This window comes from Streptomyces sp. NBC_00045 (genome assembly GCF_045041095.1).
Classification (GTDB): domain Bacteria; phylum Actinomycetota; class Actinomycetes; order Streptomycetales; family Streptomycetaceae; genus Streptomyces.
In genome coordinates, this window is record NZ_CP108271.1 from 3,395,165 (window position 1) to 3,418,498 (window position 23,334).

Below are 23,334 nucleotides of genomic sequence, written 5' to 3' on the forward strand. Positions count from 1 at the left end.
GTACTGGGCTGGGGGCCTTGCTGCGGCGGGAGGCCGGGGCCGTGCATCGCTGCTCCTGACGGACCGTGTCGACGAAAGTTCGGGTCTGAGCGTATACAGCGTTTCCGGCCGCTCGTGAGGGGATGCGCGCAACCGTTGCAGGGTCGCCGCACACCTGCGTCCGACCGCGGGCCGCGCGGGCCGCGCGGGCCGCGCGGAAATCATCGACGGCCCCTGACCGGCGGCGACTACGCTCGGCCGTCGAGTTGTCGTTCCAGGGGGGAATCCACATGCGGAGCCGGACCATCGGTGTCTCGGTACTGGCCACGACGGCCTTGTTCGGGGTGACGACGGCCTGCGCGCCCGTCGGCGGGAGCAAGGCCGCCGACATCGGCAGGCACGCCCGCGCCGCGGGGCAGGTCCCGGCCGGGGCCACGCCCCCGCCGGCTGCCAAGGGCAAGTCGACGGGCGGGCTCGCCGACCTGTCGGGCGCCGAGGTCCTGAGCCGGTCGCACGAGGCCATGCGCACGGTCGAATCGGCCCGTGTCGCCGCGAAGATGCGTGAGGACGGCAACCCGGCGGAGTTCGAACTCTCCCTGGACAAGAAGGGCAGCTGCAACGGCACGATCCGGTACGAGGGGATGGGCAAGGTGGACATCGTCAAGTCCCCCGAGCTGATCCACTTCAAGGGCGATGCCGACTACTGGCGGGGCACGGCCGCGAAGAAGCACACGCCCAAGAAGCAGACGGACGCGATGGTCACGATGCTCGCCGACCGCTGGCTCAAGATGCCGCTCTCCGACGCCCGGGCGTCGGCGGTGGGGCACATCTGCGACCTGGACAAGCTGACGGGCGGCGGTGGCCGACCCAACCCGCTCGCCCGCAAGGGCGAGACGGTCACCATCGACGGCAAGCAGGCGCTGGCGGTCATCACGGCGACCAAAGAGGGCACGGAGACCGACTACATAGCCACCCAGGGCACTCCGTACGTCCTCAAGTCCACCATGTCGGGTGACGAGACCGGGGAGATGCTCTTCTCGGCCTTCGGGACGCCGGTCGATACGGCCCTGCCGGAAGGCGCGGACGTCCTGGACCTGTCGAAGCTGGGCAGCGGCGTCCCCGCCGAATCGGTCTGAGCCCTGCGGCCCGGCCCTCGGCCTCGGCGGGCGGATCCCCCGAAACGCGCGTAGCGTGCAAAAGGGATATGGAAGGAGCCCTCGGATGGGGATCTTCGACAAGGCCAAAGCCATGCTCCAGGGCCACAGCAAGCAGGCGAAGCAGGCGTCCGACGCCACCGAGCAGCAGATCAACCAGCGGACCGGCGGCAAGTACACCCAACAGGTCGACCAGGGCCAGCAGGAGGCTGAGCGGCGCCTGGGGATCGACGACGACCCCAACAGGTAGCCCCACCGGCGGCCCTGTGCCGACCACGCCCGGGAACCGGCACTACCGGTTCCCGGGCAGGCGCGTGCGGCGGCTCCCGCCGCACGCGGCGCCGCAGGCGGGCTACGACCCGAGGATCGTGGTGAGGAACTCCCCGGTCCAGGCCAGCAGTTCCCGCCCGACCAGCGGCTTGCCGCCCACCCGGGCGGTCTTCGGCCGCGGGACCAGCACCTGCGAGGTGGCCGGCTTGAGGACCGAGCCCGGGTAGAGCCGCTTCAGTCGCAGCTCCTGCGATTCGCGCAACTCCACCGGCCCGAAGCGGATGTTGACCCCCTGGAGGGTGATGTCGCCGACCCCGCAGGCCCGCGCCAGCATGCGCAGCCCCGCCACGAGCAGCAGGTTCTCCACCGGCTCCGGCAGCTTGCCGTACCGGTCGTGGAGCTCCTCCCGTACGGCCTTGATGTCCGCCTCGGAGTTCGCCGACGCGATGGACCGGTACGCCTGCAGGCGCAGCCGCTCGCCCGGCGCGTAGTCGTGCGGGACGTGCGCGTCGACCGGCAGCTCGATCTTGACCTCCAGCGGCGGCGCCTCCTCCACTCCTCCCTCGACGGCGGCGCGGTAATCGGCCACGGCCTCGCCGACCATGCGGATGTAGAGGTCGAAGCCGACGCCCGCGATGTGGCCGGACTGCTCGCCGCCCAGCAGGTTGCCCGCGCCGCGGATCTCCAGGTCCTTCATCGCCACGTACATGCCCGCGCCCATCTCGGTGTGCTGGGCGATCGTCGCGAGCCGTTCGTGCGCGGTCTCGGTCAGCGGCTTCTCCGGCGGGTAGAGGAAGTACGCGTACCCGCGCTCGCGGCCGCGCCCGACGCGGCCGCGCAGCTGGTGCAGCTGGGAGAGGCCGAAGTTGTCGCCGCGCTCCACGATCAGGGTGTTGGCGTTGGAGATGTCGATGCCGGACTCGACGATCGTCGTCGAGACGAGCACGTCGAACTTCTTCTCCCAGAAGTCCACGACGACCTGCTCCAGCGCCTGTTCGGACATCTGGCCGTGCGCCGTCGCGATCCGCGCCTCGGGCACGATCTCGCGCAGCTTGGCGGCCGCCCGGTCGATGGATTCGACCCGGTTGTGGATGTAGAAGCACTGGCCCTCGCGCAGCAGTTCGCGCCGGATGGCCGCGCCGATCTGCTTCTCCTCGTAGGGGCCGACGAAGGTCAGGACCGGGTGGCGCTCCTCCGGCGGGGTGGTGATCGTCGACATCTCGCGGATGCCCGTCACCGCCATCTCCAGGGTGCGCGGGATCGGCGTCGCGGACATGGTCAGCACGTCGACGTTGGCGCGCAGCTTCTTCAGCTGCTCCTTGTGCTCGACGCCGAAGCGCTGCTCCTCGTCGACGATGACCAGGCCCAGGTCCTTGAACTTCGTCTCCTGCGAGAACAGCCGGTGCGTACCGATGACCACGTCGACCGAGCCCTCCTTGAGGCCCTCCAGGGTGGCCTTGGACTCGGTGTCGGACTGGAAGCGGGACAGCGCCTTCACGTTGACCGGGAACTGGCCGTAGCGCTCGGAGAAGGTCCCGAAGTGCTGCTGCACGAGGAGCGTGGTGGGGACGAGGACGGCGACCTGCTTGCCGTCCTGCACCGCCTTGAAGGCCGCCCGCACCGCGATCTCGGTCTTGCCGTAGCCGACGTCGCCGCAGATCAGCCGGTCCATCGGGACCGACTTCTCCATGTCTTCCTTGACCTCGGCGATCGTGGTGAGCTGGTCGGGCGTCTCCGCGTACGGGAAGGCGTCCTCCAGTTCGCGCTGCCAGGGGGTGTCCGGGCCGAAGGTGTGGCCGGGGGCCGCCATCCGCGCGCTGTACAGCCGGATCAGGTCGGCGGCGATCTCCTTGACCGCCTTCTTCGCGCGCGCCTTGGTCTTCGTCCAGTCGGCGCCGCCGAGCCGGTGCAGGGTCGGGGCTTCGCCGCCGACGTACTTGGTGACCTGCTCCAGCTGGTCGGTGGGGATGTAGAGGCGGTCGCCGGGCTGGCCGCGCTTGGCGGGGGCGTACTCGACGAGGAGGTACTCGCGGGTGGCGCCCTGGACGGTGCGCTGCACCATCTCGATGTAGCGGCCGACGCCGTGCTGCTCGTGGACGATGTAGTCGCCGACCTCCAGGGTGAGGGGGTCGATGGACTTGCGGCGCCGCGTCGGCATCCGGCCGAGGTCCTTGGTGGCGGTGCGCTGGCCGGTCAGATCGGTCTCGGTGAGGACGGCCAGCTTCAGCGCCGGGTCCACGAACCCGTTGTCGAGGGAGCCGCACGACACGTGGACGAGGGACGGCTCCAGCGTCCGCAGGTCCGCCTCCAGCCGGGCCGCGATGCCCTCGCCGCCGAGCACCTCGACGGTGCGGGCGGCCGGGCCGTGGCCCTCGGTGAGGTAGACGGTGTGCCAGCCGTCGGCGATCCAGCCCTTGGTGTCGGCGAGCGCCCGGGCGGTGTCGCCGCGGTAGGCCTCGGGTGCGCGCATGCCGAGCGCCAGGGTGTCCACGGCCAGGTCGGCGTCGTCCGCCGCGAAGGGGGACACCGACCACCACATCATGCCCAGCCCGCGCGCGTGCTCCCGGACGTCCGCGATGCCGCGCAGCGAGGCCGCGCCGACGTCGATCGGGGCCTGTCCGCCGCCCGCGGTCGCCGCCCAGGACGCCATCAGGAACTCCTGCGAGGTCGCCACCAGGTCGGCGGCCCGGGTGCGCACCCGCTCCGGATCGCACACCACGGCCATGGACCCGGCCGGCAGCACGTCGATCAGCAGCTCCATGTCGTCGACGAGGACCGGCGCGAGGGACTCCATGCCCTCCACCGCGATCCCCTCGGCGATCTTGTTCAGGAGTTCGCCGAGCTCGGGGTGCTCCTCGGCGAGGGCCGCGGCCCGCTCCCGTACGTCATCGGTCAGCAGCAGCTCCCGGCAGGGCGGGGCCCACAGTCCGTGCTCGGCGACCTCCAGGGACCGCTGGTCGGCGACCTTGAAGTAGCGGATCTCCTCGACCTCGTCGCCCCAGAACTCCACGCGCAGCGGGTGCTCCTCGGTGGGCGGGAACACGTCGAGGATGCCGCCGCGCACGGCGAACTCACCGCGCTTCTCGACGAGCTCGACGCGGGCGTACGCGGCCGCGGCCAGCGCCTCCGTGACCTCCCCCAGATCGACGCTCTCGCCGTGCCGCAGGCTCACCGGAACCAGCTCCCCGAGCCCCTTGACCTGCGGCTGGAGCACGGACCGGATCGGCGCGACGACGACGGAGACCGGCCCTGCTGCCGGGTCGTCCTTGCTGGGGTGCACGAGGCGGCGCAGTACGGCGAGCCGCCGGCCCACGGTGTCGCTGCGCGGGGAGAGCCGCTCGTGCGGAAGGGTCTCCCAGGACGGGTACTCGGCGACCTCGTCGGGCGGCAGGAAGGACCGCAGCGCGGCGGCCAGGTCCTCGGCCTCCCGGCCGGTGGCGGTCACCGCGAGCACGGTCCGCTCCGTCTTGGCGGCCAGCGCGGCGATGGCGAAGGGCCGTGCGGCGGGCGGTCCGACGAGGTCCACGTGCATGCGGTTGCCGTCCCCGGCCGCGGTGACCGCCTCGGCGAGGGCCGGGTCCCGGGTGACGGCGTCGAGCAGTCCGTGCAGGCTCATGAAAGGAGGCTTCCGTCCGGTGGAGGGGCAACGCGAAGGACCCGACACGTCTCACGGGCCGGGGGTTCCCACCCTACGACGCCGCTCCCGCACCCGCGCGAGGGATTGCGGCCACGGCGCGGAGGGACGACGTCGGCCCCGGCCCGCCCCCGAAGGGCTGACCGGGGCCGGCGTTCCCCCGAACGACCGCGGAGCTACTCGCTCGCGATCGCGTTCAGTACGTTCATCCGCCCCGCCCGGAAGGCCGGGACCAGTGCGGCGAACAGGCCTACGAAGGCCGACCCGGCGAAGACGCCGATGATCGTCGGCCAGGGGATCTCCAGGACCTTCAGTCCCTGCAGGGCGAGCAGCTGCTGCGCGCTGGTTCCCCAGCCCATGCCCAGGCCGAGGCCCAGCAGGGCGCCGAAGAGGGCGATGACCACCGACTCCAAGCGGATCATGCGGCGCAGCTGGCGGCGGGAGAGGCCGATGGCGCGCATCAGGCCGATCTCTCGGGTCCGCTCGACCACGGAGAGGGCCAGGGTGTTCACGACGCCCAGGACAGCCACGATGATCGCGAGGGCGAGGAGCCCGTAGACCATGTTCAGCAACTGGCCGACCTGGTCCTTGAGGGCCTTCTTGTAGTCGGTCTGGTTGCGCACCTTGTACTGCGGGTACTCGGCGAGCGCCGCCTTGACGGCCGTGTACGCGGTCTCCGACTTCCCGTCGGCGGCCTTGGCCAGGAGCATGAAGGGCCGCGGCATGCGGTCCGCGGGCACGTACTGCTCGGCCGTCGCGGTGGCCACGTACATCACGCCCTTGTCGAGGTTGCCCTCGTCGGAGGTGATCGCGGCGACCTTCAGCTTGGCGGTCTTGCCGCCGGTGAAGGCGAGCGTCATCTCGTCGCCGACCTTGACGCCGTGCTCCTTGGCGTAGATCGAGCCGACCGACATCGCTCCACTGCCGTACGCGGCCGCGTGCACGCCGGAGGTCATCTTGCGCCGGACGTCCTCGGCGTAGCTCGGGTCGGTGACGCTGACGTGGTCGTCCTTGACGGAGCCGTCCGGGCCGGTGACCTTCACTTCCAGGCCGCGGTAGGCGGTGACGTGGGCGAGGCCCTTCGTCGCCCGCAGTGCCTGCTCGGCCTGCGGCACGACCGGCTGGCCGTTCTCGGAGGCGATGATGTAGTCGGCGCCCACCGACTTGTCGAGCTCGTCGGTGGCGGAGGCCACCATCGAGGAGCCGACCACCGACAGGCAGGCCACCAGCGCCAGCCCGATCATCAGTGCGGCGGCGGTGGCGCCGGTGCGGCGCGGGTTGCGCAGGGCGTTGCGTTCGGCGAGGCGCCCGACGGACCCGAAGGGCCGCAGGACCACGCCGGAGAGCAGCCGGACCACGCCGCCGGCGAGCAGCGGGCCGATCACGATGAAGCCGATGAGGGTGAACAGCACGCCCATCGCCAACCAGAGCGAGCCGGCCGCGGCCTTGTCGGCGGCCGCGGCGAGGAGCAGGCCCGCGCCGCCGATGCCGGTGAGGACCAGGCCCACGGCGGCCCGGATGCGGCCGGCCTTCTTGTCGCCGGGGGTGCCGGCGTCGCGCAGGGCGGCCATCGGAGAGACCTTGCCGGCCCGGCGGGCCGGGATGAAGGCCGAGACGACGGTGACGATGATGCCGAGCACCAGGCCGACGACCGGCGTGGTCCAGGCGACGGTCAGGTCGTCGGTGGACAGGTGCATGCCCATCTGACCCATGAGCTTCATCAGTGCGACGGCCAGGCCCACACCGGCGCCGACACCGAGGACCGAACCGACCAGGCCGAGAAGGAAGGCCTCGACGATCACGGACTTGAGCACCTGGCCGCTGTCGGCGCCGATGGCGCGCATCAGGCCGATCTCGCGGGTGCGCTGGGCGACCAGCATCGAGAAGGTGTTGAAGATCAGGAAGATGCCGACCAGGAAGGCGATCCCGGCGAAGCCGAGCATCACGTACTTCATGACGTCGAGGAAGGAGCCGACGTCCTTGCGGTTGGCGTCCGCGGCTTCCTTCGCGGTCTGCAGCTTGTACGTGTCCGCGCCGACGGCCGTGGCGATGTTCCGCTTCAGCTGCTCGTCGCTGACCCCGTCCTTGGCGGTGACGTTGACGTGCGTGAAGAGACCGGGTCCGCCGAGCAGCTTCTCCTGCGCGGTGGCGGTGTCGAAGTAGACGATCGCCGCACCCGGATTGGTCACGGTGAAGGTGGCGATGCCGGTGACCTTCGCGCGGACGTCGCCGGTGACGGCGATGGTGCGCAGTTCGTCGCCCAGCTTCACGTGGTGCTTCTCGGCGGTGTCGGCGTCGACCATCATCTCGGCCGGGCCGCGCGGGGCCTGACCCGAGGTGATCTTCATGGACTTGAGCTCGTTGTCGTTCCAGTTGCCCGCGACGGTCGGGGCGCCGGTGGTCGAGCCGAGGTTCTCGTTCTTGGCGTTGACGAGCGTGACGGACGTCGAGACGACGCCACCCTCGGCGCTCTCGACGCCTTCGGCCTTCTTGACCTGCTCGACGGCCGAGGCGGGCAGCGCCTCGGGCTTGCCGCGGTTCGCGACGTCCTCGCCGCCCGCGGCCTCCTTCGGGCTGACCGTGACGTCGGAGCTGGTGACGGCGAACAGCTTGTCGAAGGTGGTGTTCATGGTGTCGGTGAACACCAGCGTGCCGCAGACGAAGGCGACGGACAGCAGGACGGCGATGGCGGAGAGCGCCATCCGCCCCTTGTGGGCGACGAAGTTGCGCCGCGAGGTCTTCAGTACGGTGCCCGCGCTCACGAGGTCCGCCCGCGCGCGTCGAAGTCCTTCATGCGGTCCAGCACCTGGTCGGCGGTGGGCCCGTACAACTCGTCCACGATCCGGCCGTCTGCGAGGAAGATCACCCGGTCGGCGTACGAGGCGGCCACCGGGTCGTGCGTGACCATCACGATCGTCTGGCCGAGCTCGTCGACCGAGCGGCGCAGGAAGCCGAGAACCTCGGCGCCGGCCCGGGAGTCCAGGTTTCCGGTGGGCTCGTCGCCGAAGATGATCTGCGGGCGGGCCGCGAGGGCGCGGGCCACGGCCACGCGCTGCTGCTGGCCGCCGGAGAGCTCGGTCGGGCGGTGCTTGAGGCGGCCCGCGAGGCCGACGGTCTCCACGACCCGGTTCAGCCACTCCGCGTCGGGCTTGCGGCCCGCTATGTCCATCGGGAGCGTGATGTTCTCCAGGGCGTTGAGCGTGGGCAGCAAGTTGAAGGCCTGGAAGATGAAGCCGATCCGGTCGCGGCGCAGCTGCGTGAGCTTCTTGTCCTTCAGCCCGGTGATCTCGGTGTCGTCCAGGTGGATCTGCCCGCTGGTCACCGTGTCGAGACCGGCGAGGCAGTGCATCAGCGTGGACTTGCCGGAGCCGGAGGGGCCCATGATCGCCGTGAACCGGCCGCGCTCGATGTCGACGTCCACCTCGTCGAGGGCGACCACGCGGGTCTCCCCGGCGCCGTAGGCCTTGACGACCTTGCGCGCCCGGGCCGCGACGGCTCCATGCCCTCCAGTACCCCCGTGCCTGGTTTCGGTCATAGCCGTTGTCACGGTGCTTCCCCTCGTTGGTTGCGTTGCTGCGCGTGTGGCCGTTACCGGCGTGCGTGGCTGGTTTTCGCTGTGGTGCCGTCGTGAAGTCTGCGGGGCGGAGGCGTCCGGCGCGCTGGTGCCCGTCGCCGTATCCACCGGGGGGTTAGCCCCACCCCCGCTCGTATGAACCAGTTAAGGACGTCGCGGGGCGGACTTCCTCCTCCGCCGGGACGAACGGCCCCTGGACCCTTGTGAGGAGCAACCCCTAGGGGTTCTCCACCTTTTGGTGGACCGGTTCTGGGGGATACCGGGGGGATACCGCCGGATACCCCGTGATGAGAGGGTGTTCTCCACAGGTACGTGCACAGTGAAAGGATCTTGGTGGGCGCGGAGGAGAGCACGGGCGAGCGCACCGGGGACGCCACAGGGAAGGGCGGTGACGGCCCGGCCGGCGGCGGCATATCGGCCAAGACCGGCACGGCGGGGGCGTCCGCGCACCCGGGCGGCGGGGCCGGTGCCGGCGGGCGGGGTCCGCGCACCTCGCTGGTCACCGCCCTCATGCTGGCCATGGCCCTCGTCGCCCTCGACAGCTCCATCGTCTCCACCGCAGTGCCCCAGATCGTCGGCGACCTCGGCGGCTTCGCCGTCTTCTCCTGGCTCTTCGCCGGCTACCTGCTCGCCGTCACCGTCACCCTCCCGGTCTACGGCAAGCTCTCCGACACCTTCGGCCGCAAGCCCGTCCTGCTCTTCGGCATAGCCCTGTTCCTCCTCGGCTCCCTGCTGTGCGCGCTCGCCTGGAACATGGCCGCCCTCATCGCCTTCCGCCTCGTCCAGGGCCTGGGCGGCGGCGCGCTCCAGGGCACCGTGCAGACCCTGGCCGCCGACCTGTACCCGCTGAAGGAGCGCCCGAAGATCCAAGCCAGGATGTCCTCGGTCTGGGCCGCCTCCGCCGTGGCCGGCCCGGCACTCGGCGGGTTCATCGCGGCGTACGCCGACTGGCGCTGGATCTTCCTGATCAACCTGCCGCTGGGCGGTCTGGCCCTGTGGATGCTCGCCCGCCACCTCGTCGAACCCGTGCGGTCCCCCGGGCGGCGCGGCCCGATCGACTGGGCGGGCGCGCTCGGCGTCTTCGCCTGCGGCGGACTACTGCTCTTCGCGCTGGTACAGGGCGGGGTCGCCTGGCCCTGGCTGTCCGTGCCCTCCCTCGGCCTGCTCGGCGCGAGCGCGGCCCTGGCGGCCGTGGTCGTCGCGATCGAACGCCGGGCCGAAGAACCGATCCTGCCCGGGTGGGTGTGGCGCCGGCGCACCATCGCCGCCGTGAACCTGGCCCTCGGCGCACTCGGCCTGCTCATGGTCGCCCCGCTGGTCTTCGTCCCGACGTACGCCCAGTCCGTCCTCGGCCTCGGACCCGTCAGCGCCGGGCTCGTCATGTCCGCGATGACCCTCAGCTGGCCCGTGTCCGCCGCCTTCAGCCAGCACGTCTACCGGCGCATCGGCTTCCGCAACTCCGCGGCCGTCGGGATCTCGCTGGCCGCCGTGATCCTGCTCGCGTTCACGCTGCTGCCCCATCCCGCCCGACCCTGGCAGCCCACGCTGATCATGCTGCTGCTGGGCGCGGCCCTCGGCCTGTTCCAGCTGCCGCTGATCGTCGGGGTCCAGTCCACCGTGGGCTGGTCCGAGCGCGGTACGACGACGGCCTCGGTGCTGTTCTGCCGCCAGGTCGGGCAGAGCCTCGGGGCCGCCCTGTTCGGGGCCGTCGCCAACGCGACCATCGCCGCCCGGCTGGCGCACGCCCCCATGACCGGGCTGCCGGACCACCTCGACGGCGTGTCCAAGGCCCTCGACCGGCCGGAGCTGCTCCCCCGCGTCGCCGCCGACTACCTGCGCGAGTCGGTGTCCGTCGCCGTGGACCACATCTTCCTCGGCGCGACCGCCGCGGCCGTGGCGGCCCTGCTGGTCCTGCTGCTCGTGGCCCCGCGGCACTTCCCGATCCTGGAGGAGCAGCGGGAGGACTAGCTCCTGTGTGGGACCGGTGAGGACCGGCGGGGCACGCCCGCTGCGGCTTGTCATGGCCCCGGTCAACGGAGTACACCTCGGAGTCCTGCAACCGAGCTGTACTCCGGGGGGACGAACATGGCTTCCGCACTCTTCGCACTGGCCTTACTGGCTGCCGTGGCCGGGCCGATCGGCTGGCGGCTGCGCCGCCGTCCCGGCTTCATCACCGGCCGCGACGGCCGGCTCTCCACCTCCACCACCCTGGCACTGGCCTGGACCGTGATCCTGGTCTGGCTCCTGCTGACGATCCTCGCGTACGGGCTCACCGCGGGCGGCGGCGTCGGCTGGTTCACCGGGGAGCACGGCCCGCTGTCCTCCCTGACCACCGTGTACCTGCCGCTGCTCGGGGGCCCGTACGTGGCCCTGATCGCGGCGAAGACCGTCGTCGGCATCCGCGTGGAGAACGGCAGCATGGCCAAACCCGCCCCGAAGCCGACCACCTCCGGGCAGCGGCCGCTGCGCGAGCTGATCGCGAACGACAGCGGGCGCACCGACCTGGTCGACCTCCAGTACGTGGCGCTCAGCGCGGTCACCATGCTGTACGTGGTGCTGTTCTTCGTCTCCGACGTGGGCGGCGGACTGCCCCGCCTGCCCGCCGAGATCTGGGCGCTGACGGGCGCACCGGCCGGGGCGTACCTGGTGAACAAGATGGCCACGCGCGCGAATCCGGTGATCACGTGCGTGACGGTGGCGGGCACCGCGCTCGTCGTCGAGGGCGGCGGCTTCGGCCCGGAGGCGCGGATCGAGATCGACTCCACCGCGCTGGCGGCAGAGTACGACCCGGCCACGGGCACCCTGGCGGCGCAGCTGCCGGCCACCGCGCCCGCCACCTTCACGGTGGTGGTCTCCTCCCGCGGCCTGCGCAGCGACCCCTACCGCTACACGCCCGCGGCACCGGCACCGGCACCGGCCCAGCAGCCGGCGCCAGCCCAGCAGCCGGCCGCCGGCTAGCGCCCGCGGGGCGGGGTCGGTCACGGGAGTTTCGCGAGGAACCCGCCGATCAGCGGGGCGATCTCCCCGAGGTGCGTCTCCAGTGCGAAGTGCCCCGCCCCTTCGAAGACGTGCACCTCGGCGTCCGGCGCGTCCCGCAGGTACGCCTTCGCGCCCGCCGGGGTGAAGAACGGGTCCCCCGCGCCCCATACGACCAGGACTGGCACCCGGGCGGCCCGCAGCCAGGCCTGCCAGGCGGGGTAGTGGGCGAAGTTGGAGGCGTAGTCGAAGGCCAGGTCGGCCTGTGCGTCGGCGCGCCCCGGCAGGCCGAGGTAGTGCACGTCGAGGGTCCAGCCGTCGGGGGAGATCAGGCCGGTGTCGGCGACGCCGGTCTCGTACTGGAAGCGGGTGCCCTCCGCGGTGAAGAGCTTCCGCACCCGTTCCTCGTTGCCCGGCACGTCGCGCCGCAGTCCTGCGAACTCGCGGGCCGCGTCGGAGAGCCCCTCCTCGTACGCGTTGCCGTTCTGCACGATCAGGCCCGTCACCCGCTCGGGCCGGCGCGCGGCGAGCCGCAGCCCGACGGGGGCGCCGAAGTCGAAGACGTAGAGCGCGTAGCGCTCCAGCCCGAGGGCGTCGGTGAAGCCCTCCACGACGTCGGCGAGCCGGTCGAAGGTGTACGTGAACCCGTCCGGGGTCTCGGTGCGGCCGAAGCCTGGGTAGTCGGGGGCGATCAGCCGGTACGGGGTACCGCCGAGCGCGTCCATCAGCCGGGCGAACTGGTGCGAGGAGGTGGGGAACCCGTGCAGGAGAAGCAGGACCGGGCCGTCGGCCGGGCCGCTCTCGCGGTAGGCGACGCGGACCCCGCGCACATCGGCGGTGCGGTGGTGGACGAGCTGCATCACATGCCTCCAGAGATCTAAGTTCCATTAGTTTCACCGTCAATTCCTAACGGGTCAAGTGGTTCCGGTAGCATTAGCCGCATGACGGCGCCCCCCACGTTCCCGCTCACCGGCGAACCCCTCGCCCTGGACCTGCTCAACACCCGGCCCACCGGTGCGGGCGATCTGATCGCCGGTCCGGAAGGGCTCGCGGCCTGGCTGGCCGCCCAGGAAGGCAGGCTCGGGCCGATCGCGAAAGCGGGTCCGGTCGAAGTGGCCGCCGTACACGCCGTACGGGAGGCGGCCGGCGCGGCGCTCGCGGCCGCGCGGCGCGGCGAACGGCCCCCGGCCGACGCCCTGCGCGCACTGAACGAGGCGTCGGCGGCCGCCCCGGCCCACCACGAACTCGCCTGGACCCCGGACACCGGCTTCACGGTGGCACCGCACCGCACCAGCACCCCCGCCCGGCGGCTCGCGGCGGAACTCGCGCAGGCGGCCGCAGAACTCCTGACGGACCCCCGCGTGCGGGAAGTCCGGGAGTGCGAGGGCGCCGACTGCGTCCTGCTGTTCCTGCCGGCCCACCCGCGGCGCCGCTGGTGCGTGGCCTCGGCCTGCGGCAACCGGGCCCGGGTCGCCCGCTACTACGCCCGCCACAAACCCTGACCGGGCCGGACGGGCCGGGGCCGGGGGCCGGCGACCTCGTCAGCCCTGCGTCCTCGTCACCCCTCCGCCGGGGCCCGGCCCGTCAACGCCGCCAGGCTGGAGCGGACGTGGTTCATATGGGCCCGCATCTCCTCCTGCGCCTCCCCGTGCTCCCTCAGGATCCGCTCGGTCTCACGGCCCGTGCGCTCCTCCTGGATCCCGGCCTCCGCCAGCAGCTCCGCCGCCCGCGCTTCCGCGTCCTCCTGCCCGTGCCGCGCCGACTCCTCGGCCTCCGCGTAGCCGCGCCGCGCCTCCGCCAGCCGGCCCTCCGCGAACCGCTCCAGCTCCGCGTGCCGAGCCTCCAGATCGGCCTCCCGCTCCGCCAGCTCCCGCTGCGCCGCGTCCCACCGCTCCACGTGCTCCTGCTCACGGTCCGCCAGCAGCGCGTCCGACCGGCGCCGCATCTCCGTCAGGGCCGCCTGCGCCTGCGAGCGCCACTCCCCCGCATCGTCCCTGGCCTCCGACCGGACCGCATCGGCCTCCCGCTCCGCCCGCAGCAGCCCCTGCCGCGCCCGGACCTCCGTCTGCTCGCGCACAGCCTCCGCGTCGAGCCGGGCCAGCTCCGCCACCCGGTCCGCATACGCCTCTGCCGCACCCGTCGCGTCCACCGCGTCCGCCCGCGCGTCCCGGCGTACGGTGTCCGCTTCTTCCTCCACCAGCAGCAGGATCCGCCGGGCCCGCTCGCTCAGCTCGTCGTACGTCTGCGGGGCCAGCGCGGCCACCGCCTCGCGCAGCCGGCCCGCCTCCTCCTCCATCCGCTTCGCCAGCACGGTCAGCCGCGCCACCCGCTCCCACGCCTCGTCCCGGCTGCCGGAGAGCCGGGCCAGATACCGGTCGACATCGTCCACGCGGTAGCCGCGACCTCGTACGGTCGCGAAACCCGGTCCGTGAGGTGACATGGGTGCAGTCATCCTGGAAGCGCCTCTCTCGGGGGGATTCCCGTCAAGGATGCGCCATTTGCTCTCAGAAGCCGGAATGGCCGGGCCGGGACCCTGTACGAGGGTCCCGGCCCGGCCAATCACCTGATCATCCGATCAGAGCAATCCGTCCCACATCTGCTCCAACAGCACCGACCACCAGCTCTCCGGCGACGCCAGCGCCGCACTGTCGAGCCCCGCCAGATTCGTCTGGAAATCGACGGTCCAGCGCCCCGCCTGCTCCGGCGTCAGATGCTGGCGCAGCCGCCACATGTGACCCATCATCGCCAGCGAACGGGCGAACTGCGGCAGGCTCGAATTCACGAACTGCGGCGGCACCGGAGCGCCACCCGGACCGGCCTCCACCGGAACCGCCACTATGTGCGCCGTCCCGTACTGCACGCACAGCGCCTTGCCGAAGTCACTGCCCACGACCAGGTACGAACCCGCGTCGGACGCCGCCTGCACCTGCCGCTGCGCGGCCAGTTCGGCGAGCGTGGGCACCGGCTGACCCGGCACCGCCTGCGCCCAGAAGAACGGACCGAAGTCCGTCGGCAGACCCGCCCACACCAGGGTCTGCGCCACGATCTCCGGCACACCCTGGCGGGACACCGCCCGCTGATCGAAACGGAACACACCCTGCGGACCGAACGCCCCGGCCAGCTCCGCGCCGATGGCATCCAGCGGAATCGCCGGCTGGAGCGGCACCTGCGCCAGCGGCGTCCGTACCGGCGCGGGGCGCGCCGGACCGTCCGCCACCTGGTGCAGCTCACCCTGATGGGTCAGCAGGTGCCGCATGCCCTGCTGACGACCGGCGTGGTCCTTGCCGTACGGGGCCACGCTCGTGATCCGGACCTGCGGCCAGGTCTCCCGGATCATCCGGGCGCAGTAACCACCCGGCAGCTCGCACGACTCCAGCTCGGTGTGCAGCTCCAGCACCTGCTGCGGCGGCACGTTCATCGCGCGCAGCTCGTGCAGGATCTGCCACTCGGGGTGCGGGGTACCGGGTGCCGAACGCCGGATGAGCTGCTGCTCGGAGCCGTCGGGCGCGCGGTAGCGCAGGACCGCCTGGTACCCCGGGCCGACCGTCGGCGCACCGGTGGGGACCGGGGCCTGCGCCGCGGGACCGGCTTCCGGCTGCCCGGGGGGACCGGGAGGCGCCGGCGGTTGACCCGTCACGGCCGGACCAGCCAGCATCGTCGCGGCATGGTCGAGCCCGCCCCCGGGCGGGCCGGGGGGCGCGGGCGGCTGACCGGCACCGGGAGCGCCGGGCGGACCGGGAGGCGCCGGAGGCTGACCGGTCACGGCCGGACCCGCCAGCATCGTCGCCGCATGGTCCAGCCCACGCCCCAGCGAACCCGGAGCACCCGGCGGACCCGGAGGCGCCGGAGGCTGACCCGCACCCGGAGCACCCGGAGCGCCGGGCGGGCCCGGAGGCGCCGGAGGCTGACCCGTCACGGCCGGACCCGCCAGCATCGTCGCCGCATGGTCCAACCCACGCCCCAGCGAACCCGGAGCACCCGGCGGACCCGGAGGCGCCGGAGGCTGACCCGCACCCGGAGCACCCGGAGCGCCGGGCGGACCCGGAGGCGCCGGAGGCTGACCCGTCACGGCCGGACCCGCCAGCATCGTCGCCGCATGGTCCAACCCACGCCCCAGCGAAGCCGGGGGCGCCGGAGGCTGACCGGCACCGGGAGCACCGGGCGGACCCGGCGGCGTAGCGGGCGGCGTACCCGGCCGGGAGAGCTGGGCCCTGCTCGTCGGCGCGTCGGCGATGGACCCGGCGTCCGGGCCGCCCGCATCGGCCCCGAGGTGCAGGGCCGGCGCGATCGCGGTCCTCGGGAGCTGGCTGCCCCCGGCCATGAGCGTGGTCTTGGCCTCGGAGGCCCCGCCGGACGGCGGCGCCACGTCCTCCAAGTCCGAGCCCGACAGCGGCGGCGCGAACACCGTCGCGGGCAGCGGTACGGACACGTCGTCCGCACCGGAATTCACATCGGTCCCGGCCCACGGCGTGGCCCCGACCGGCACCCCCTCGTTCGAGGTCGGCTCGTACGGCACCTCGCGGCGCAGCGGAACCGCCTCCACCGGCTCGGGCGCGGGGACCTGAACGGGAGCCGGTGCCGGAGCCGGCGCGGCCGGGGCAGCCGGAACCACGGGCTCCGCAGCGGCCACCGGCGCGGGAGCCGGAGTCGCCGGCGGAATCCCCGCCCGGTCCGCCGCCTCCTGCAGCCACTCCGGCGGACTCAGCATGAACGAGGTCTGCTCCGAGTCGATCCGCGGCGTCGGCACCGAGGCCTCCGCCACCGGCGCGGCCGCGGCACCGTACTCCTCCTCGTACCGGCGGATCACCTCACCCACCGGCAGCCCCGGCCACAGCGTCACCTCACCGCTGTCCCGCGCGATGACCAGCCGCTGCCGGCCGCCACCGGACACCGGAGCGGCCGCGCGGTCCTCCGCCCACACCACGAACCCGAGCCCGAACTCCCGTACGCGCACCTCTCGGTGCTGGTACGCGGGCACGTCACCGTTGATCCACTCCTCGGCGCGCTCCTGCGCCTGCGCAAACGTCACCATCGCGCCGTCACCCCTCCACCGGTGCCGCACCCGACACGGGAACCGAGCGTGCGAATCCGCCGTCCACCATCAGACCGGCCACCGTTTCCAACTCCGGCGGGTTGCCCGCCAACCGCTCAAGAAAGGCATCGAAATCGGCACCGCACGGCAGCAACAAACGCTCCACGCGCTCCTGTACCGACCAGCCGTCCTGGTCGCGCGCGTCGTCGTACGGGGAGAACCACACCGAGCCGACCGACGCGCCCCTCACCTTCACCGCGAGCAGACCTCCCTGGGCGAAGGCCACGCACAGGTAGTCCTTCGTCAGGTGGTCGCGCAGGCACTTGTTGACGTACACGAGGTCGTTGACCGCCGCCTCCTCACGCACCGTGAAGAACGGCTGGTCCACCAGCACACCGAGGTCCACGTCGAGCCCGGCGCCCACCGGCGCACAGCCGCCCGCCGCCTTCAGGAACGCGCGGTACGCCTCCGGCAGCCGGTAGCCGAGGTCCTCCTCGACGCCCTGCACCGCCTCCTCGGAGACCGAGACCACCGCCTTGGGCAGCCCCAGGTGCGCCGGGCGCACCTCCTGCAACGGACGCGTACCGCGCTTGTCGTGGTCGACCGGCGCCGTGGCCAGCCCCGCGTGATGCCGCAGCAGCGCCTTCACCTCGACCGGGACCAGTTCCATCCGCCGCGTCTTCGCCACGTGGTGCCAGGTCCAGCCGTGCGGGGTCGCCACCGGCCCGACGGTGTCCCACAGCGCATGACCGGCCGCCTGCATCGCCGCGTTCGCGGACACGTAGTCCGTCAGCCGCAGCTCGTCCACGCCGAAGCCCTCCGGGGGTTCGGCGATCTCCACCGCCGCTCGCGCGTACGGGGAGAAGTCGGGATGTCCGTCCGCGTCCATGCGTACCCCGTGGGGATGCCGAGCGGCCCGGACCGGGTCCGGGAAATGCACGACCTGCCCCGAGTACGCGGCGTTGGGTGGCACGGCCTGCTGCCCGAGCCGACCTGTCGTCATGGCGGTAGCCCCCTGCTGGATCTGGCTGGTTCACCACAGCCTATGTGGTCCGGCAAGAGGGGCACCCGCCCGCGACCCCCGGGGCCGCACGACGGCCAGGAACATCCGAATTGATACGAATATTCGACCCCGCTTCCACACGACAGGGGACATTTGACAGGCTGTCCCCTCAGCACGGGGGCGTGCGCGACAGCGGCCGACACCGCCGCCACGGGAGGGAAGGCGCGACCATGCAGAACACGGCGACACGCTCGGACACGGCCGACGGCGCCTCGGGACCGGGCGACCAGAGCGGACAGGGCGGGCCGGGCGGACCCGCGACCGGACAGCCGGCCGCCCCGGCCGGCGACCCACGCCTGCGCTGGAGCAGCGCCGACGGCCGACCCGCCGCACCCGTCCTGCGCTTCCGCCGCGACGGCATCCTCCCGACCATCGCCGCCGCCCTCTCCGTACGCGGCGAAACCCTCACCGGCACCGCGGGCAAGGCCGACCAGCCGCCCTCCCTGCACCACCTCGTCCAGGACTTCCTCGACACCCTCACCAGCGGCCAGCGGGAACGCTTCACGGGCCGCTGCCCGGAAGCCATCCTGGTCTCCCGCCACCTCACCGCCGTGGAGAACGCCCGCAGCCGGCGCGCCTCCCGCAAACCCCTCACGGCCAACGAGGCCCGTCGCTCCCTCAAACAGTCCAAGATCACCGCCCGTCGCATCCGCGAGGACGGCGACCCGCTGCACGGCAGCTACGCGCCCCCCTGCCGCTCCTGCGAAGCACTCCTCGCACACTTCGGCGTACGCGCCGTCGACCTCACCCCCGCGTCAGAGAAGGCCTGACCTCCGCCACCATGAGCACCTCCTCAGCCTCCTACGACCGCTCCTCGGCCACCCGCTTCCCCACCGCCGTGGACACCGCCCTGCGCACCGCCGGCTGGGAGCCCGGCCGCTGGGACATCAAGCAGGCGGAGTTCTGGGCCGACGCCCTCCGGGACCACACCACCCCCGCCGGCCACCGGCACACCGTCTTCCCCGCGGCCGTCGAAGCCTGGGCCGAGTTCGGCGGGCTCACCGTCACCGCCGCCGGGCCCGGCCGCCAGACCGCACCGGTCCCGGTCCGCCTCGACCCCCTCACCGGCCTCCACCTGGCCCGCACCTTCGCCGACCTCGGCCGCGCCCTCTCCACCCAGCTGTGCCCGCTCGGCGTCGACTCCGACGGCGGTTCGCACCTCGCCATCGACCGCGAAGGCCGCGTCTACGGCATCGACCACACCGGCGACTGGTACCTCGGCGCAGGCGTGGACGAAGCCCTGACCCTCCTGCTGACGGGCCTCCAACCCACCCGCCTCACCACGGCTCCCTGACCCGACGCCGGCCCGGCCGCGGCCGGGCCCGGCCCCACGGCGGCACGGCCGGGGGCCGGGCGGGGCGCCGCGTCAGTTCTGCCGGGCACCCCGGGGGAGGACCACAGAGACCTTGAAGCCGCCCCCGTCCGTCGGACCGGACACGAACACGCCGCCCAGCCCGAGCACCCGTTCCCGCATCCCGACCAGCCCGTTCCCGCCGCTCGGCAGCTCCGGCTGGAGCACGTCCGCCCCGCACGGTCCGTTCTCCACCTGCATGGCCACCTCACCCTGCCGGTGAGCCAGCCGCACCACGACCTCCGCGCCCGGCGCGTGCTTGTGGCAGTTGGTCAGCGCCTCCTGCACCACCCGGTACGCGGTCTGCTCCACCTCCGCCGGATACCCCGACCCCGCACCGCGGACATCCAGCTCCACGGCCATCCCGGCCGCCCGCGACTGCCCGACCAGGACCTCCAGCTCACCCAGCGTGGGCCCGGGCCCGTCCTCGAAGCCCCCCACCAGGGCGGCCACCGGCACCCTCACGGGCGCCCGCTTCGGCGACTCGGCCGCCCGCAGCACCCCCAGCATCTCCCGCAGCTCCGTCAACGCCTGCCGCCCCATGTCCCCCACCAGCGCCGCGTTCTTCGCCGCCCGCGCCGGGTCCTTGGCGGCCACCGCCTCCAGCGCGGCCGCGTGCACCACCATGAGCGACACCCGGTGCGCCACCACGTCGTGCATCTCCCGCGCGATCCGCGTCCGCTCCTCCGTACGGGCCCACTCGGCCCGCTCCTCCGCCCGGTCCGCCAGGAGCGACAGCTCCCGCTCCAGCGAGTCCGCCCGCTCCTGCAGGCTCTCCATCAGCCGGCGGCGCGCCCCTATGTAGAGGCCGAGCAGCACCGGCGGCACGGTCAGCGCGACCGCCACGAACACGGACAGGATGATGACGAGCGAACGCGAGGCCCCCTGGTTCCCGCTGGTCCGCAGGTACATCACCACGAACGTCGCGACCAGCGACATCGAGGCCAGCGTCGCGGTGATCCGCCGGGGCACCTCGCAGGCGGCGAGCGTGTACAGCCCGACCACCCCGAGCAGGAACCCCATCGCGGCCGGCGCCACGGCGATCCCGACCAGCACCACGGCGATCGGCCAGCGCCGCCGCAGTACGAGCGTGGACCCCACCAGGAGCCCGAACAGCACCCCGACGGCCACCGGCACCCCGGCCTCGCGCGCGAAGGGCACCCCCTCGACGGCGCACTCGACCGCGGACACGGCCGCGAGCCCCACGTCGAGGACGGCCCCGCGCCGCCGCTCCCACCACAGCGGCCCGTCCCGCCCGGCCCCTTGCTCTTCCCCCGTATAGGTCATGCCGTCCAGCGTACGCAGCGCCCCCGGCGCACAGCCGGGCGGAATTCCGGGAAACCGGAGGACCGGAAACGGCAAACCCCCCGGCGAACAGTGATCCATACCGTCGCATCGAGGGGCGGTGGTGCGGCATAGTAGGTGCCGTCGACTCGACCGCAAGGGCGTAATGTCCGGTTTAGTCGGAAATTATCCCCTGTGGTGTAATTGGCAGCACTGAGGCTTTTGGTGCCTTATGTCCGGGTTCGAGTCCTGGCGGGGGAGCTTTTCAGGTTCGGGTCCCGGCCGGCACGGTCGGGACCCGCCCTCGTTAGGGGCCCGTAACGCCCCGGTATCCTTCACGGGTCCAGCACCCGAAGCCGAAGGGCACACCCGTGAGCGCCAACCGCCCGGCAGCCGTCGTCGTACTCGCAGCGGGTGAAGGCACCCGCATGAAGTCGGCCACTCCCAAGGTTCTGCACGAGATCTGCGGGCGCTCGCTCGTGGGCCACGTCGTCGCCGCCTCGCGCGAGCTGGACCCCGCACACCTCGTGGTCGTCGTCGGCCACGCCCGCGAGCAGGTCACCGCGCATCTCGCGGAGGTCGACGCCGGCGTGCGCACCGCCGTCCAGTACGAGCAGAACGGCACCGGGCACGCCGTCCGCATGGCCCTCGAAGAGCTGGGCGGGCAGCCGTCCGGCACCGTGGTCGTCGTCTGCGGCGACACCCCGCTGCTGACCGGCGAGACCCTGCAGCAGCTCGTGCAGACGCACGAGGCCGACGGCAACGCCGTCACCGTGCTCACCGCCGAGGTCCCGGACTCCACCGGCTACGGCCGGATCATCCGCGGCGAGGACGGGGCCGTGACGGCGATCGTCGAACACAAGGACGCCACCGACGCGCAGCGTGCGATCCAGGAGATCAACTCCGGGGTCTTCGCCTTCGACGGCGCCCTGCTCGCCGACGCCCTCGGCAAGGTGCGTACGGACAACAGCCAGGGCGAGGAGTACCTCACGGACGTGCTCGGCATCCTGCGCGAGGCCGGTCACCGCGTCGGGGCGGCCGTCGGCGGCGACCACCGGCAGATCCTGGGCATCAACAACCGCGTCCAGCTCGCGCAGGCCCGCGCACTGCTCAACGCACGTCTGCTGGAGCAGGCGATGCTCGCGGGCGTGACGGTCGTCGACCCGGCGAGTACGTTCGTGGACGTGACGGTGACGTTCGGGCAGGACGCGATCGTCCACCCGGGTACGCAGCTGCTGGGTGCGACGCACGTGGCGGAGGGCGCCGAGGTCGGTCCGAACACGCGGCTCAAGGACACGCAGGTGGGTCCGCGGGCCCGGGTGGACAACACGGTGGCGGACACGGCGGTCGTCGGGGAGTCGGCGTCCGTGGGTCCGTACGCGTACCTGCGTCCGGGCACGCACCTGGGTGCGAAGGCGAAGGCCGGCACCTACGTGGAGATGAAGAACGCGACGATCGGCGAGGGCACGAAGGTGCCGCACCTGTCGTACGTGGGCGACGCGACCATCGGCGAGTACAGCAACATCGGCGCGGCCAGCGTGTTCGTGAACTACGACGGTGAGCACAAGCACCACACCACGGTCGGCTCACACTGCAAGACGGGTTCGGACAACATGTTTGTGGCGCCCGTCACCATCGGGGACGGCGCCTACACGGCGGCCGGCTCGGTGATCACCAAGGACGTGCCGCCCGGTGCGCTGGCAGTGGCCCGCGGCCAGCAGCGGAATATCGAGGGCTGGGTGGCCCGCAAGCGTCCGGGAAGTGCCGCTGCAACGGCGGCGCAGTCGGCGGTCCATGAGGACTCCGACCCGCGTTGAAACCTCGTTGAGGTGAACTGACCGGAAACAGGTACGCCCGGGACGGCGTACCGTGATAGGTGCACGCAATTCGGCTGGCTCACCGTGTGCGGGACGGACGCACACGGGGGCGAGCAGCTTTCAACACGTCTGAGGAGACTGTGCTGTGACCGGGATCAAGACGACCGGCGAGAAGAAGCTGATGCTCTTCTCCGGCCGCGCCCACCCCGAGCTGGCCGAGGAGGTTGCGCACCAGTTGGGCGTCGGCCTCGTGCCGACCAAGGCTTTCGACTTCGCGAACGGTGAGATCTACGTCCGCTTCCAGGAGTCGGCTCGTGGCGCGGACTGCTTCCTGATCCAGAGCCACACGGCTCCGATCAACAAGTGGATCATGGAGCAGCTGATCATGATCGACGCGCTGAAGCGCGCGTCGGCCCGCTCCATCACCGTGATCATCCCGTCCTACGGGTACGCCCGCCAGGACAAGAAGCACAAGGGCCGCGAGCCGATCTCGGCCCGCCTGGTGGCCGACCTGCTGAAGACCTCGGGTGCGGACCGCATCCTGACGGTCGACCTGCACACGGACCAGATCCAGGGCTTCTTCGACGGCCCGGTGGACCACCTTTCGGCGCTGCCGGTCCTCGCGGACTACGTGGGCGCGAAGGTCGACCGCACCAAGCTGACGATCGTGTCCCCGGACGCCGGCCGCGTACGCGTCGCCGACCGCTGGTGTGACCGCCTGGACGCCCCGCTGGCCATCGTGCACAAGCGGCGCGACAAGGACGTCGCCAACCAGGTGACGGTCCACGAGGTCGTCGGCGAGGTCCGCGGCCGGGTGTGCGTCCTGGTCGACGACATGATCGACACCGGCGGCACCATCTGCGCCGCGGCCGACGCGCTGTTCGCGCACGGCGCGGAGGACGTCATCGTGACGGCCACGCACGGCATCCTGTCGGGGCCGGCGGCGGACCGCCTGAAGAACTCGAAGGTCAGCGAGTTCATCTTCACGAACACCCTCCCGGACCCGTCCGATCTGGAGCTCGACAAGATCACGGTCCTGTCGATCGCGCCGATGGTCGCGCGCGCGGTGCGCGAGGTCTTCGAGGACGGCTCGGTCACCAGCCTCTTCGAGGAGCAGCAGTAGCCGCTGCGCGGTAGATCCTTTTGGTGCGGCCTCCCCCGCCCGGGTACACTCCATGAGTTGCTCGGCGAGGGAGGCCG

Annotated in this window: 17 protein-coding genes and 1 tRNA gene; 10 read left to right on the top strand and 8 right to left on the bottom strand. The window is 72.2% G+C overall.

Features of this window, described 5'->3' with window-relative positions; translation table 11 throughout:
- Positions 1-269 precede the first annotated feature (269 nt).
- Positions 270-1,115 carry a hypothetical protein gene (locus OHA65_RS15815; protein WP_371643745.1) on the top strand — a complete coding sequence of 282 codons (846 nt, stop codon included), beginning with the start codon at positions 270-272 and terminating at the stop codon, positions 1,113-1,115.
- 85 nt (positions 1,116-1,200) lie between these two features.
- The gene (locus OHA65_RS15820) at positions 1,201-1,383 is read left to right on the top strand and encodes an antitoxin (RefSeq protein ID WP_327283758.1); all 183 of its coding nucleotides are present in this window, start codon (positions 1,201-1,203) and stop codon (positions 1,381-1,383) included.
- Between the two features lie 102 nt (positions 1,384-1,485).
- Here OHA65_RS15820 and mfd read toward each other — a convergent pair whose 3' ends face one another.
- The 3 genes from mfd to OHA65_RS15835 form a co-directional block, all read right to left on the bottom strand.
- On the bottom strand, positions 1,486-5,019 hold the full coding sequence (gene mfd / locus OHA65_RS15825) for a transcription-repair coupling factor (protein ID WP_327283759.1): 3,534 nt from the start codon (positions 5,017-5,019) through the stop codon (positions 1,486-1,488).
- A gap of 194 nt (positions 5,020-5,213) precedes the next feature.
- The gene (locus tag OHA65_RS15830; RefSeq protein WP_327285673.1) at positions 5,214-7,739 is read right to left on the bottom strand and encodes an FtsX-like permease family protein; all 2,526 of its coding nucleotides are present in this window, start codon (positions 7,737-7,739) and stop codon (positions 5,214-5,216) included.
- A gap of 56 nt (positions 7,740-7,795) precedes the next feature.
- Positions 7,796-8,572 carry an ABC transporter ATP-binding protein gene (locus OHA65_RS15835; RefSeq protein WP_371643747.1) on the bottom strand — a complete coding sequence of 259 codons (777 nt, stop codon included), beginning with the start codon at positions 8,570-8,572 and terminating at the stop codon, positions 7,796-7,798.
- A 351-nt stretch (positions 8,573-8,923) separates the two neighbouring features.
- Between OHA65_RS15835 and OHA65_RS15840 the strand changes: the two genes are divergently transcribed.
- Both OHA65_RS15840 and OHA65_RS15845 read left to right on the top strand, forming a co-directional pair.
- Positions 8,924-10,579 carry an MFS transporter gene (locus OHA65_RS15840; protein ID WP_371643749.1) on the top strand — a complete coding sequence of 552 codons (1,656 nt, stop codon included), beginning with the start codon at positions 8,924-8,926 and terminating at the stop codon, positions 10,577-10,579.
- A gap of 117 nt (positions 10,580-10,696) precedes the next feature.
- Entirely contained in the window at positions 10,697-11,569 is an 873-nt protein-coding gene (locus OHA65_RS15845; protein ID WP_371643751.1) for a hypothetical protein, read from the top strand.
- 20 nt (positions 11,570-11,589) lie between these two features.
- On the opposite strand, the gene OHA65_RS15850 is transcribed toward OHA65_RS15845, so the two are convergent.
- On the bottom strand, positions 11,590-12,447 hold the full coding sequence (locus OHA65_RS15850; RefSeq protein ID WP_327283763.1) for an alpha/beta hydrolase: 858 nt from the start codon (positions 12,445-12,447) through the stop codon (positions 11,590-11,592).
- Between the two features lie 81 nt (positions 12,448-12,528).
- Between OHA65_RS15850 and OHA65_RS15855 the strand changes: the two genes are divergently transcribed.
- Positions 12,529-13,089 carry an ABATE domain-containing protein gene (locus tag OHA65_RS15855; protein ID WP_371643754.1) on the top strand — a complete coding sequence of 187 codons (561 nt, stop codon included), beginning with the start codon at positions 12,529-12,531 and terminating at the stop codon, positions 13,087-13,089.
- 56 nt (positions 13,090-13,145) lie between these two features.
- Here OHA65_RS15855 and OHA65_RS15860 read toward each other — a convergent pair whose 3' ends face one another.
- From OHA65_RS15860 to OHA65_RS15870, 3 genes are all read right to left on the bottom strand, one after another.
- Positions 13,146-14,027 carry a cellulose-binding protein gene (locus OHA65_RS15860; RefSeq protein ID WP_371643755.1) on the bottom strand — a complete coding sequence of 294 codons (882 nt, stop codon included), beginning with the start codon at positions 14,025-14,027 and terminating at the stop codon, positions 13,146-13,148.
- 135 nt (positions 14,028-14,162) lie between these two features.
- Positions 14,163-16,619: an SUKH-4 family immunity protein gene (locus tag OHA65_RS15865; protein ID WP_405762025.1), complete on the bottom strand. Its 2,457-nt coding sequence runs from the start codon at positions 16,617-16,619 to the stop codon at positions 14,163-14,165.
- Positions 16,620-16,626: 7 nt separating this feature from the next.
- Positions 16,627-17,622 carry an SMI1/KNR4 family protein gene (locus OHA65_RS15870; protein ID WP_327283767.1) on the bottom strand — a complete coding sequence of 332 codons (996 nt, stop codon included), beginning with the start codon at positions 17,620-17,622 and terminating at the stop codon, positions 16,627-16,629.
- Positions 17,623-17,852: 230 nt separating this feature from the next.
- Between OHA65_RS15870 and OHA65_RS15875 the strand changes: the two genes are divergently transcribed.
- Together OHA65_RS15875 and OHA65_RS15880 are read left to right on the top strand one after the other, a co-directional pair.
- Positions 17,853-18,452, top strand: a complete 600-nt coding sequence (locus tag OHA65_RS15875; RefSeq protein WP_327283768.1) for a YwqJ-related putative deaminase — start codon at positions 17,853-17,855, stop codon at positions 18,450-18,452.
- Positions 18,453-18,463: 11 nt separating this feature from the next.
- Positions 18,464-18,976, top strand: coding sequence for an SUKH-3 domain-containing protein (locus tag OHA65_RS15880; RefSeq protein ID WP_327283769.1), 513 nt, complete (start codon positions 18,464-18,466; stop codon positions 18,974-18,976).
- 72 nt (positions 18,977-19,048) lie between these two features.
- Here OHA65_RS15880 and OHA65_RS15885 read toward each other — a convergent pair whose 3' ends face one another.
- On the bottom strand, positions 19,049-20,320 hold the full coding sequence (locus tag OHA65_RS15885) for a histidine kinase (RefSeq protein WP_327283770.1): 1,272 nt from the start codon (positions 20,318-20,320) through the stop codon (positions 19,049-19,051).
- 186 nt (positions 20,321-20,506) lie between these two features.
- Between OHA65_RS15885 and OHA65_RS15890 the strand changes: the two genes are divergently transcribed.
- From OHA65_RS15890 to OHA65_RS15900, 3 genes are all read left to right on the top strand, one after another.
- Positions 20,507-20,578 (top strand) — tRNA-Gln (locus OHA65_RS15890).
- A 110-nt stretch (positions 20,579-20,688) separates the two neighbouring features.
- Positions 20,689-22,134 (top strand): bifunctional UDP-N-acetylglucosamine diphosphorylase/glucosamine-1-phosphate N-acetyltransferase GlmU, encoded by a 1,446-nt coding sequence (glmU, locus tag OHA65_RS15895; RefSeq protein ID WP_327283771.1) that lies wholly within the window; start codon positions 20,689-20,691, stop codon positions 22,132-22,134.
- A gap of 145 nt (positions 22,135-22,279) precedes the next feature.
- Complete coding sequence (locus OHA65_RS15900) at positions 22,280-23,257, top strand: ribose-phosphate diphosphokinase (protein ID WP_327283772.1); 978 nt, start codon at positions 22,280-22,282, stop codon at positions 23,255-23,257.
- The last annotated feature ends 77 nt before the right edge of the window (positions 23,258-23,334 follow it).

Excerpts from the sequence above, each read along its gene's own strand:
- OHA65_RS15815 (WP_371643745.1), top strand. The coding sequence starts at position 270 with ATGCGGAGCCGGACCATCGGTGTCTCGGTACTGGCCACGACGGCCTTG.
- OHA65_RS15820 (WP_327283758.1), top strand. The coding sequence starts at position 1,201 with ATGGGGATCTTCGACAAGGCCAAAGCCATGCTCCAGGGCCACAGCAAG.
- mfd (WP_327283759.1), bottom strand. The coding sequence starts at position 5,019 with ATGAGCCTGCACGGACTGCTCGACGCCGTCACCCGGGACCCGGCCCTC.
- OHA65_RS15830 (WP_327285673.1), bottom strand. The coding sequence starts at position 7,739 with ATGGCGCTCTCCGCCATCGCCGTCCTGCTGTCCGTCGCCTTCGTCTGC.
- OHA65_RS15835 (WP_371643747.1), bottom strand. The coding sequence starts at position 8,572 with ATGACCGAAACCAGGCACGGGGGTACTGGAGGGCATGGAGCCGTCGCG.
- OHA65_RS15845 (WP_371643751.1), top strand. The coding sequence starts at position 10,697 with ATGGCTTCCGCACTCTTCGCACTGGCCTTACTGGCTGCCGTGGCCGGG.
- OHA65_RS15850 (WP_327283763.1), bottom strand. The coding sequence starts at position 12,447 with ATGCAGCTCGTCCACCACCGCACCGCCGATGTGCGCGGGGTCCGCGTC.
- OHA65_RS15855 (WP_371643754.1), top strand. The coding sequence starts at position 12,529 with ATGACGGCGCCCCCCACGTTCCCGCTCACCGGCGAACCCCTCGCCCTG.
- OHA65_RS15860 (WP_371643755.1), bottom strand. The coding sequence starts at position 14,027 with ATGTCACCTCACGGACCGGGTTTCGCGACCGTACGAGGTCGCGGCTAC.
- OHA65_RS15865 (WP_405762025.1), bottom strand. The coding sequence starts at position 16,619 with ATGGTGACGTTTGCGCAGGCGCAGGAGCGCGCCGAGGAGTGGATCAAC.
- OHA65_RS15870 (WP_327283767.1), bottom strand. The coding sequence starts at position 17,622 with ATGACGACAGGTCGGCTCGGGCAGCAGGCCGTGCCACCCAACGCCGCG.
- OHA65_RS15875 (WP_327283768.1), top strand. The coding sequence starts at position 17,853 with ATGCAGAACACGGCGACACGCTCGGACACGGCCGACGGCGCCTCGGGA.
- OHA65_RS15880 (WP_327283769.1), top strand. The coding sequence starts at position 18,464 with ATGAGCACCTCCTCAGCCTCCTACGACCGCTCCTCGGCCACCCGCTTC.
- OHA65_RS15885 (WP_327283770.1), bottom strand. The coding sequence starts at position 20,320 with ATGACCTATACGGGGGAAGAGCAAGGGGCCGGGCGGGACGGGCCGCTG.